The 12,378-nt window shown below is 52.1% G+C and carries 6 protein-coding genes; 1 reads left to right on the forward strand and 5 read right to left on the reverse strand.

From position 1 onward, the window contains the following. Positions 1 to 50: 50 nt before the first annotated feature. The 5 genes from HRU10_13885 to HRU10_13905 all read right to left on the reverse strand — a co-directional run bounded on the left by HRU10_13885 (position 51) and on the right by HRU10_13905 (position 6,077). Positions 51 to 461, reverse strand: coding sequence for a TIGR00266 family protein (locus HRU10_13885; GenBank protein NRA28321.1), 411 nt, complete (start codon positions 459 to 461; stop codon positions 51 to 53). Positions 462 to 475: 14 nt separating this feature from the next. Beyond that, a complete protein-coding gene (locus tag HRU10_13890; GenBank protein ID NRA28322.1) occupies positions 476 to 1,642 on the reverse strand; it encodes a M48 family metallopeptidase in 1,167 nt (388 codons plus the stop codon). A 199-nt stretch (positions 1,643 to 1,841) separates the two neighbouring features. Then, positions 1,842 to 2,711 (reverse strand): hypothetical protein, encoded by an 870-nt coding sequence (locus HRU10_13895; protein NRA28323.1) that lies wholly within the window; start codon positions 2,709 to 2,711, stop codon positions 1,842 to 1,844. Between the two features lie 2 nt (positions 2,712 to 2,713). Next, positions 2,714 to 4,171, reverse strand: a complete 1,458-nt coding sequence (locus HRU10_13900; GenBank protein ID NRA28324.1) for a DUF1552 domain-containing protein — start codon at positions 4,169 to 4,171, stop codon at positions 2,714 to 2,716. Between the two features lie 34 nt (positions 4,172 to 4,205). After that, entirely contained in the window at positions 4,206 to 6,077 is a 1,872-nt protein-coding gene (locus HRU10_13905) for a DUF1592 domain-containing protein (protein ID NRA28325.1), read from the reverse strand. Between the two features lie 360 nt (positions 6,078 to 6,437). On the opposite strand from HRU10_13905, the gene uvrA reads away from it, so the two are divergent. Then, positions 6,438 to 12,098 carry an excinuclease ABC subunit UvrA gene (uvrA, locus tag HRU10_13910; GenBank protein ID NRA28326.1) on the forward strand — a complete coding sequence of 1,887 codons (5,661 nt, stop codon included), beginning with the start codon at positions 6,438 to 6,440 and terminating at the stop codon, positions 12,096 to 12,098. The last annotated feature ends 280 nt before the right edge of the window (positions 12,099 to 12,378 follow it).

A 12,378-nucleotide genomic window follows, 5' to 3' on the forward strand; every position in this document is an offset into this window, starting at 1 on the left:
GACACGATCAACCGCTACAGCCCATCAATACTCAGGTTTGATCTCCGCCATCAGGTCTTATGGGATGGCTGTGAAAATCCTTCACGACTGATGCCCGACGCAAATCCGGCCCAGCGCGTGCCGAGTTCGGCACCTTCACTTGCTGCGATAAAGGCACCGGGTTGCAAGCAGATCGGGCCCTGGGCCAAATCATAAGCGATCGAATCTCCCGGAAGTCCTTGAGCCAAGGTCATCTGGCGCACGCCCGCTGTGTTATTCGTGAAATGGTTTATAAATAGAGACTCACCCCCTAAAATGGCCTTAGCGAGTCCACTAAAAAGACCGCCATTGAGCTTGGCCTTCATATCAAGATCACCCGCCATCGTAGTCATAGCATCGGTCTCAGCGATTAGGCTTTCTCCTGGCTCTAGGCCCACGTCGAGGTAGGCGAAGGACGGAGAGCCCTTAAGTGTTGTTTCCATGGCAGTTTTTTAGTTCAAGGATTAGCAGAAATTTCGGAAGAGCTGGTTGTTTCAATAGCGGACCGAACGAGCGATTCAAAAGCCGGAAAATCAAAATCAAACGGCTCAAACTTGCTGAGATCAATCTGGGAAATTCTTTCTTCAATAGCTGCCATGCGATCTTCTGTAGCTGGATGCGTGCTCAGCAGCTCCAAGTGCTTTTGATACTCGGGTTCACGCCGTAGTATCTTTTCAAAAAACATGAGCAATCCCGATGGATCGATGCCCGCGGCTTCCAGGTAGGACAGGCCGACGCGATCCGCCTCGACTTCGTCGTCCCTTGAAAACTGCATCGTCAAGAGTCGCTCGCTAGAACCTACCAATATCCCTCCGAGCCCCTCAACATCACCCAAAAATACGGCCAACGCCAAGCGCATCACCGAGAGCTCAATCAGACGACGTAAGGTATGCTGTTCTGTGATATGCGCGATTTCGTGGGCTAAAACGCCGAGCACTTCCTCTGCGCGTTCGGCCTCAGCGATCAATCCCGAATGAATCACTATAAAACCTCCCGGCATGGCAAAAGCGTTCAACGTCGGATCATCCACGATCGCGACCGTATACGTATAGCCTTCTTCAGGTAAGGCAGCCAACAGGGGTGCCATCAGGGAATCCAGGGCACTGGAAAGCTCCGCATTCTCCAAAATCCGCGAACTTTGCCGAACCTGGCCAAATACAGTTTCACCGATCCACACCTCAATCTCTTGAGGGACATTGCGGGCAACAAATGCCACGACAAAGTCACGCATCTGAATCGTTCCAAAAACACCCAACCCCAACGCAAATAATACCGCCAGCGTAACCATACGCATCCGCAGTAATTTTTTAGTGATTCCCCGCCTTTGCTTCTGCAATCCGGAATGCGCCACGAGGGCCGGTGATTTCAAAATCGAACGATCTGAGGTAAAGAGTTTCCAGCCAGGGTCTTCGGGTGAGGTGATAAAGACAATGCGATCCGCTGCGCCGCCGCGCTCGATCTTTAGCGTTTCTAGCGCTAAGCGGACAGATGCACCAGCCGATCCCCGAAAAACGATGAATCCAGATTCAAATGAAAGTGCGCCCGACTGTCTCCCATTTGAAAAATCAGAATGGAATGCGCCGCCTTCAAAAATCGAATCATATGGATCTGTAAACTTGCTCACCTGGAAGCATCCAAAAGAGATGCTTCACCGATCGAGTAAAGCGCAAAGATAAACGGCGGATCGTGCGCGATTGAGGGAAGGGTAGGTTTTCAGGCTGTTATTCGGTTTGGATCGGCCTTAAGCAGCCGTGTCGGGCCGTTGTTCCAATTTCACCCATGCGGATTAACTCCTATTTTTTCAATGCGTTGAGGCCCAATGCCTAGATCTCTCCAGCACCGATACAACGGAGCTCAGTATCCACCTTTTCGACGAGTTCCCAATCAATCGCGTTCTTGGAATGAAACACTCTGCCTTTATAAGAGATGCCCACAAAATCGCCATCATGGTGTGTAAAGAATGTGGGTGCATTCACATTTTTGTGCTGCTCCCAGGATCGTCCGTCGGAGGAGATGAATGTTACTCCGGCGCCGGAACCAATAAAATGGCTACCAGTCCATTCCACTGAATTTACATGCTCGCCCTCACGGCCGTGCACGGGCTCTGACCACGTTTCCCCATCCTCAGACCAGCGACGTAAACCGTGCAGGCCTACGCCAACGAAGACCCCGTTACCGAAAGTGACGTCCACCATCGTATCAATCGCACGCACACCCTCCACCTGATTGAAGCTTGATAGATCAGCAGGCATCGTCGCTACCAGGCCCCGGTCACCGACCCCGACGAATCTGCCGTTACCAAAAACCATATTTCGAACCATCCCACCCTTGGCACTGTATTCGATTATTTCAGACCATTCAGCACCATCAGCAGAAGTCTGGAATACCACGGGACAGTTGTTTACTTTCCCAGCATGGCCGCCAAAAAGTACAAACTGTCCGTTCGCGTAAATGCAGTTCCCCATTCTCCTTCTGTATTCTTTGCTACTTATCTCAATAAGCTTCCAATTTTTGCCATCGCTCGATGTATCAAGAAACACAGAGCCCCCACGCCTCACCGTAGCAATGGCCTTACCTCCGGCCACCAGCACAGACGTGATGGTATGCTGCTTCGCTCCTATTTCAAACCTCCCCCAGCTTCTACCATCGGCGGAGGTAGAGCGTATCTGATCGCTTCCGGCTACGATAAACATGATTATGCGAGTCCAGGAATGCGACCCCCATGCTTACCATAGTCCGCAAAGTTATCACCAAAAGTTTCCGTTTCGATGCCCACACGATTGAGCATTTCCACGTAGAGATTGGCCATGGGGGTCCTACGTTCACACTGGATATACTGACCGCCTTTTATGCTGCCTTTTGCCTTACCGAAAAGCGCCGCAGGCATATTAATGCGTTTATGCCCACCATCAGCCATGTAGCTTGTATAGAGCACTTGCGAGTTATCTAGAAGTGATGTGCCTCCATCATCGATGGCGGCCATCTTCGAAATAGCCTCAGAGATAAATGTCGCATACCAGGTATTGATCTGGCGACAAGCTTCGCGCGAGATGGGATCTGCGTCTTCAACGCGGCGTGCATTTCCTTGGTGTTGCACTGTGTGATAATGATACTCATAGCCAACGGTAACCACACCGGGGAAATGAAATTTTTCTTGCCCAATGACAAATGTGAGCATCCGTGTCGAATCGGTTTGGAAGGCGAGAAGGGACAAATCAAACATGGTCCCTAAGTAATCCATATGCAGTTCGGGATCTAGGGCGATAGCACGTTGGTCGTCCCAGAGGTCGCCCCCGACTTCAGGTATGATTAGTCCACCGTGAGAATCGCTCATAGGTGTGGGAGCGCCCGCTTGCCTTAAGCCTTCTTCCTGACGAACCTGCAACATACTGATACGTTTCTCAACCGTGTTTACGCTATCCATGTAGCCCTGTAGGCGCTGTTTGTCTTCATAGCCTAATTTCTTTTGAAGCGCCTTCGCATCTGCCAAAACAACGTCGAGAACACTTTGGCCCAAAGACTCTTGCTGTGCCCCCAATTGTGCCTGGGAATTGAGACCTACGCCGCCTTCTCTCGCCCAATGCGGTAGCTCGGGATGACGACCCCGGAACATCCGATCGAACACGCGCTTCGGATTAGGCTCATAGGGCACTGGCTGACCATCGCCCTTGTATGAGTAAGTATTCTCAGATTGCCCCCAGCCTATCTCCAAAGATGGGAGGTAGGTGTCTCGACCAATCTTTCGTGCAATCTCTTGATCCACACTGATCCCCGCGGAGATCCTACCCCCTTCATTTACCGCGTGCTCTGCGCAAGTCAGGTGGTGCACCGCACAACTATTATGACCATTGAATTTACCGGTGCGTTTCCCGCCCTGCGACAGGCCCGAAATAACCGTCATGTAGTCCTTGTAGGCCTCAAAGGGTCGAAGGATCGATGGCAATTCTCCGAGGGGTCCCGCCTTCTCTGGAAAAAACGACTCCGCTACAGTCCCGCCACTCACCGAAAAGATCGCCGTGCGCACCGGAGGGGCTGCCTGGGGCGCCAAAGATCCGATGGCTCGATGGGGGGTCATAGCCTCCAAAAATGGGAGGGCTAAACAAGCTCCGGAACCCCGGAGGAAAGTACGGCGATTTAAGGGTTTCACTTTCATGCTGTAGCTTGGTTAGATTTTCGACTGTTTGAATTTATGGGTATATCGCCACAGTTGCTGTGGCCGCTGGGGTCGTATTTCTACGGTTCAAAAAGGGAAAGCTGTTTACTACACTCAGTATGAGCTCATGAATGCTGCCATCGGTTGCTTTCATGCGATCGACAATGTCATTCACGATCTGTCGGTCAGCTGTTTGCAGATGGCGTCCCAGCGCAAAGCGTAGCATCTGTTCGGCGACATTGAGATAGACTTGTTCTCTCCGTTGGCTGAGGGCGAGCTTGACGTCGTCAAAACTGTTCAGTCTCTGCCCGTCCGGAAGAATTCCCGATGTGTCGATTGGTTCATCTTCGGTACTTTCACGCCAACGCCCGATTGCATCAAAATTATCCAATGCAAAGCCGAGAGGGTCGATCCTCTTATGACATCCGGCACAAGAGAAATCCTGAGCATGCGCAGCCAACAAGGCACGGAAGGAATTGATCTCGATATTCTCACTCACATCACTCGCGATCTGGGAGGCATTTGCTGGAGGGGGCGGGGGTGGCTGTCCCAACATAACCTTCAAGACATACGTGCCTCTCAATGTCGGACTCGTTCTCGAGACATGGGAGTTCATCGAGAGCACACTCCCCATGCCCATGAGACCGCCGCGAGGCATACCCTCAGGAATGTCTACTTTAACGAATTTATCTCCTGTCACTCCCTCTATTCCGTAGAACTCAGCCAGCCGGCTATCGACGAAGGTGTAGTCGGAATCTATGATATCATCGATGCTCCCATCGACCTCTATGAGGTTTTTGAAGAAAACGATAGGCTCCCGATACATCGAATCTCTCAACTCAACAGAATACTCAGGGAAATATTCCTGTGAAGGACGTGCATCCTCGAGCATTTTCAACTTAAACCACTGAGAGGCAAATACCTCAGAAAGGGCCTCTGCCTTGGGGTGCGCCAGCATACGTCTGACTTGCTGTTCTAACACTACAGGATCTGTCAAAGTGCCGTCATGAGCGGCCTTGAAGAGTGGCCCGTCAGGCATCGATGACCAGAGAAAATAGCTTAAGCGTGTGGCCAACTCATACGGCTTTACCGGGTATGAATCCAGACTTCCCGAAGGGGCCTGATTTTCCTCGATGCGATACAGAAAATTGGGCGAAATTAAACTGGCGATAAGCATGTGCTTAAATGCCTCAGTTTCAGAGATATCCTTAGAGACAGCGTCATCCCAGACGGTCATATAACGAGCAAGCTCTCCTTGGTTTGGCGGCCTTCTGAAAATACGCCAAAGCAATCCTTGAAAGTTCTGAGCTGCAGCGTGACGACGCTGTTTCGGGTTATCAGACTTACCAATCGAAGCCATGATCGTTTGGACAGCACGCTTACCTTCGGGGCTTTTGTAAAAAAAGAGATCTACGACATCCACAGCGGCGTCGAAATACTTTTCAAGCATGAGCGGCTCGACCTGCAAAACACTCGCTAAGTTTTCGAAATGAAAGGTTTCATCCACAGGATCGGGGGGCATGCCCACTTCTTCAGAGACGTTATATTCGACTGCAAAGATGTCGCGCACCGTGCGGCTGTATTCCTCACGAGACAAACGTCGTATAATGCCCGGACCGGCATCCTTGGGGATTTCAAGTATGCCGTCCTCAGAGGCAAATTCGAGCCATTCGATCACGTTATCATACTCGTCTGGTGAAAGTTGAGGCTTATCGACTGGAGGCATGTCTTCCAGATCAATAACATCATAAACCCGTCTCAGAAGACTGAGGTCTTTCATCATGCCCACTGCGTCATGGATCGAAATTAAATCGACCGCGCCCTGATCATTGTCAGCACTGTGGCACTCAACACAGTATTGATTGAATACAGGCGCCACTTTCTCATCGAAATCAGAAAGAGCCACCTTTCCATGCGCATAGAACGCGGTCGAAAGACCGAATGTGATATGAAGAATTGAGGTCCGTGGGGGTCTCCTCAAAAAAACTAATGGGGTAAGGAGGGGTATAAGCACGATTTATCGCTTGATAAAGTCACTTCTATGAACGCCGACAGTCTGGGAAAGTCGCAGAGATAAAAAGTTTTTTCGCTTGGCCATCTCACTCAATAAAGTCGCGATACGAGCTCTCTTCTTAAGGCCTGCGTGGTCCCGCCCAGCTCGATTATGAAATCGAAGGCGGACTTAGGGTACCAACTTTCGACTGCTCATGATTGCCGGAGGAGCCACTCTTCTTTTACTGCGAACTTTTATTTCTAGGAAGTCGTAGTGAAATCAGCCGACACAGTCTCGCATCATTCTTTAGGCACACCCGTTAACGACGCATCCCCACAGGCCATCCGGCTGCGTGGCGTCCACCAAAACAATCTCAAGGGCTTCGACATAGATATCCCCATTGGCCGACTGACTGTCGTTACCGGCCTGAGTGGATCAGGGAAATCCTCCCTAGTATTCGATACGCTTCATGCTGAGGGACAGCGACGTTACGTGGAGACCTTCAGCCCCTACACGAGGCAGTTTATGGACCTGCTCGACCGGCCGCAGGTCGACAGTATTGAAAACATCCGACCTTCCATAGCTATCGAGCAAAGAAACTCGGTGAAAACCTCGCGCTCAACCGTCGGCACGATGACTGAGCTTACGGATTATTTCAAAGTATGGTTTGCGCAGGTCGCTCAACTGAGGGATCCGATCACAGATGAGGTGATCATCGCAGACACACCGCTGAGTGTGTGGGAGACAGTGAGTGCTGATTCTGAGTCTAAGACTGTCGTCATCGCCTTCCGCGTCGATCGTCCCGAAAAGCTCGCTTGGTCCGAAATTCTTAACGCTCTGAAGGGCCAAGGTTTTTCGCGTATCGCTCTCGCTGAAGACTCCAGAGGATTCCTCCGCATTGAGGATGGTCTTGCAGAAAAGTTGAAAGGCGTCCCTGCGATTCATGTCGTCCAAGATCGCATTAAAATCGATCAATCCGACGCCAGCCGTAGCCGGTTCATCGATTCAGCCACCACCGCATTTCATTTTGGGCATGGTGCGCTTGTTCTTCTCGAGTCAGATGGAGCCTACGCAAAGACTTTTAACGAGAAGCTTGTCGCGACGGACGGCACAGTCTTCACACCGCCGACGCCCAATCATTTCTCTTTCAACTCACCGCTTGGCGCGTGCGAACGTTGCCGGGGCTTCGGGCGCATCATAGAAATCGACGATGCACTCATCATCCCCGACACGACGCTGAGCATTGCAGAGGGAGCCATCCGCCCCTTTCAGGGTGATGTCTACTCTCAGAGTCTAAATGATTTGTTGCGGGTAGCTAAGCGACGGGGCGACAAACTGCGCGCAGATGTGCCGTGGTCTGAATTGACACAAGACGAGAGAGATTGGGTGTTTGACGGTGACGCAGATTACCCCTCCGGTGGCGATGGTGTGCGGCAGGGCTACTGGTATGGCATCCGCCGTTTTTTTCGTTGGCTCGAAGGAAACACCTACAAGATGCACGTGCGCGTCTTTCTTTCCAAATTTCGCGCTTACACAACATGCCCCGACTGCAATGGAGATCGCCTCAAATCATCGCATCGCAACTGGCGCTGGATGGATCACACCCTGCCCGATCTCTATCGGATGCCTATCGATGAGTTACTTGATCTCATGCGTAAGTATCGCCAGTCGACCCATGCTTCAAGCGAAGCAAGTCAGGCCCTCGATGCAATACTCTCACGGCTTAACTACCTGAGCCAAGTCGGGCTAGGATACTTAAATCTCGATCGTTCATCACGCACCCTTTCCGGCGGTGAAACTCAACGAGTGAACCTAACAGCCTGTCTCGGCACGGCGCTTGTAGACACGCTGTTTGTATTGGATGAACCTTCGATCGGATTACACGCCCGCGATATCGACCGGCTCATCAGCATTCTGCATCAACTCTCAAAGTTGGGAAATACCGTCGTCGTCGTCGAACATGATGAGGCAGTCATGCGCGCCGCAGATCATCTTATAGAACTGGGGCCGGTTCCTGGTTTGCGCGGTGGACATGTCGTTTATGAAGGCAACTACGCCAATTTCCTAAATCAGGACACGCATACCGGACGGATGCTATCAGGAGAAGATACGATTAAACCGCCGGCACAACGACGCGCCATAGACCATGCAACTCCCAAATTACAATTCCATGGCGTCCGATATAACAATCTATTGGATATCGATTTTGAACTCCCACTCGGACGCCTTGTCGCTCTAAGCGGCGTGTCTGGATCGGGCAAGTCTACCCTGCTCCACTCAGCCATCCACGGAGGCTTAAAACAGGCTGAAGGTAAAATGTTCGAGCACGCGGCACATGTGAGAGAAATCACCGGAGAGCGTGCTTTTTCAAGCATCGTCAGCTTGGATCAATCACCCTTGAGTCGGACGCCACGCTCAAACACAGCCCTTTACATCGATATTTGGGATCCGATTCGCGAACTGTTCGCAAGGCTTCCTGAGTCAAAGCAAGCGGGCTACACCGCCTCCACATTTTCCTTTAATTCTGGAAACGGACGCTGCGACCACTGCTCAGGGTTGGGTTACGAGAAGATCGAAATGCAATTTCTTTCCGATGTGTATGTCACCTGCCCCGCCTGCCAAGGCAAACGTTTCAAACCGGATGTTCTCGAGGTAAAATGGGAAGGCTACTCCGTCGCAGATGTCCTGGATTTGGAAGTCGCACAAGCCGTCGATGTATTTGATCAATTCCCAAAAATCCGCTTCGGCCTGCAAACACTGCTCGAAGCAGGCTTGGGCTATCTCAAACTCGGGCAACCGCTCAACACCCTCTCAGGCGGTGAGGCTCAACGGGTAAAACTGATCAAATACTTATCTGGTTTCCAATCGGGATCGCAGCCGGCACTCATTCTTTTGGATGAGCCTACGACCGGCCTCCATCGAACGGACATCCAAAAGCTCATCGGCATTCTCCAGCGTCTCGTCGATGCCGGTCACAGTTTGTGCGTGATTGAACACCAAATGGACGTTCTAGCTGCAGCGGACTGGATAATCGAGCTCGGCCCTGGAGCGGGTTCAGCAGGGGGCCAGATCGTAGTCGCGGCGACACCCGAAATCGTCGCCGACGCTGCGACGGAGACAGGAAAATTCCTACGCGAGCATTTAGACAATATCGGGGTCGGCATTCAAGAGTCTCAAGCAGCAGAACCTCGGGGACAGTATTTGGCTTCTCAGGTGACTACCCTCTCCCTTCGCGGCGCACGCGAACACAACCTAAAGAATGTGGATTTAGAAATCCCGCACGGTCAGATGAACGTCATCACCGGTGTTTCTGGTTCTGGGAAATCTACGTTAGCCTTCGACATTGTCTTTGCCGAGGGACAGCGGCGCTTCATGGAGTCGATGAACAGCTACACGCGGCAGTTTGTGGAGCAGTTACCTCGCCCCGATATCGACAGCCTGACCGGCATATCCCCTACAGTTGCGATCGAACAACGGGTCACACGTGGTTCACGGAAGTCTACCGTGGCCTCAATCACTGAGGTGGCCCAATACTTACGCCTTCTGTATGCGCGCATCGGCATTCAGCACTCGCCGACCACCGGTAAACCGATTCTTCCAGCTTCGCCAACAGAGCTAAAACAGCATCTAGATCGCTTGCTCGACGAACCGGCCCAGCAACAGCAAGCCCACCTTTACCTGTGTGCGCCCGTCGTCCGTGGACGCAAGGGACACCATCAGCCTATGGCCAATTGGGCTAAAGAACACGGCTTCCTTTATATGCGCTGCGACGGATCGACCATCCGGACCGACGCATTTGTAAAACTTGATCGTTATAATGAACACGATATCGAACTCGTAGTCGCTGACTTTGGATGCAAAGCGATGGAAACCCGCGATGGCCAAGGTATCCCTAACCCTGTAGAGAAAAGCCAACGTCATCGTGTCTTTGAAGAAGCGCTTAGGCTCGGCAAGGGCTCTTGCTTCCTGATGACTGCCCGCGATCGCATTATTTCATGGTTCTCCACCACACGCACTGATGTCGAAACAGGTGAATCCTTTCCCGAGTTAGACCCCAAGCATTTCTCATGGAATTCCTCACGTGGCTGGTGTCCTACCTGCCGGGGTCACGGCCGTATTTACGATTGGATGAAAGACGGTGACGAAGCAGCCGAAGCCGAAGCTGCAAACATTGATAACATTTCCCATGGTTCCATTTGCCCCGACTGCCACGGCACGCGACTCAATCGGGTGAGCCGTGCCGTGCGCCTCCATCTTAAAGACGGACAAACTTTATCACTCCCCGAACTGCTCGCTCTTCCGGCCGCTGCGATTTTAGAAAAACTCAAGGAGATTCAGCTTGATACCCGCGGGGAAGCTATCATGCGCGACATCTATCCTCAGGTCGTCGAGCGCCTGAAATTCCTGGGGGCAGTCGGGCTGGACTATCTCTCCTTAGACCGTGCCACGAATACACTTTCTGGCGGCGAGGCTCAGCGCATCCGACTAGCAGCTCAACTGGGTTCAAATCTTTCAGGCGTGCTCTATGTCCTGGACGAGCCATCCATAGGCCTCCACGCACGGGACAATGATCGTCTCCTCCAGACACTGGATCGCCTGAAGAATAAGGGAAATACCATCCTCATGGTCGAACATGACGACGATACGATGCGCGCGGCAGACCATCTCATCGACGTCGGCCCACGCGCCGGTGTATTCGGCGGCACCATTGTAGCCCAAGGCACACCCACCGACGTCCTCGACGATTCAGATAGCACCACAGCTCGCTTCCTCAGAGAAGGCATTCCCCATCCAAGCCGTGGAACTTACCGCAACCTACCCGAACTACCCAAAGCATTTCGCGGAAAGAAGGCCGAAGCATGGGTTTCCTTAAGCGAGCCTCGATTACGCAATTTAAAAGGAGACTCCCTACTTCTGCCCATCAATCGGCTCAATGTCATCTGTGGCCCCTCGGGCGCCGGCAAATCTACACTCATTCGTGATGTTTTGAGTCCATGCCTGCGGGAAGCTATTCGATCAAGAACTAATAAATTGACTCAACGCCAGGCAACCGATGCGGTCCGCGCATCCTTGGAAGACGGCGGCAATGGCATCATGGCCCCAGTTCAGCGTTTCTGGGCGGGTGATAATCCGTTCCGTAACGTCATCGAAGTCGATCAAACACCGATCGGAAAAACGCCGCGTTCGACACCAGCCACCTATCTCGGCGCCTTTGACATCATCCGTGAATATTATGCTAGTCTTCCAGAAGCAAAAGCACGCGGCCTGACTGCCGGCACTTTCTCTTTCAATACCAAAGGAGGCCGCTGTGAAACCTGCAAGGGAGCCGGGCGCATCAAACTCGAGATGGCCTTTCTCGCAGATCAATTCGTCGAATGCGACGACTGTGGCGGCCGCCGCTATCAGGACGATTTGCTCGAAATCCGGTGGAATGACAAATCGATCGCGGACGTCCTTGAGATGACCTTTGACGAAGCTGCCGAGTTTTTCGATTTTCACAACACCCTCAGTGCCATGTTTAACCTCATGGTAGACACAGGGCTCGGCTATCTTCAACTTGGCCAGAGTTCACCGACTCTTTCCGGCGGTGAAGCGCAACGCCTGAAACTCGTCACCGAACTCGCCAAAGGGCGTCAAAACATAAAGGACCGGGCGCGCGGCATAGTCCCACGCAATTTCTACCTTCTTGAAGAACCCACCATTGGCCTCCATCTCTCCGACTGCGCCCGCCTCATCGATTTGTTACACAAACTCGTCGACCAGGGCCATACCGTCGTCGTCATCGAGCACCACCTCGACATCATCCAAGAAGCTGATTACGTCGTAGAAATGGGTCCCAATGGAGGAGACGAAGGGGGTCAAATTCTCTACCAAGGCGCGCTCGAGGGCCTCAAAAAAATCAAAGAAAGCCCAACACGCGCATATCTGCGGTAATCGAGAAGAATTTCCACGCGGACATTTTGGCAAAATGTTGCTTCTCAATCAGGGCGAATGGCCGAGCAAGCTTCTATCACAACCGGAACCGCCGAGCCCCATCGTAATGTAATCGAAAAAACCAGACAACAGCCCACCGTTTTAGTCTTCACAACGCACATCATAAAAAATTCGCGTTTATTAGCGTCCATTCGCGGATTAAAAACACAGCCATCCCATAAGGCCTGATGGCGGAGATCAGGGGTGAGTATTGATCGGCTGTAGCGGTTGATCGTGTCTA

The sequence above is a fragment of the Opitutales bacterium genome (assembly GCA_013215165.1).
In the GTDB taxonomy this organism is placed as follows: Bacteria; Verrucomicrobiota; Verrucomicrobiia; order Opitutales; family JABSRG01; genus JABSRG01.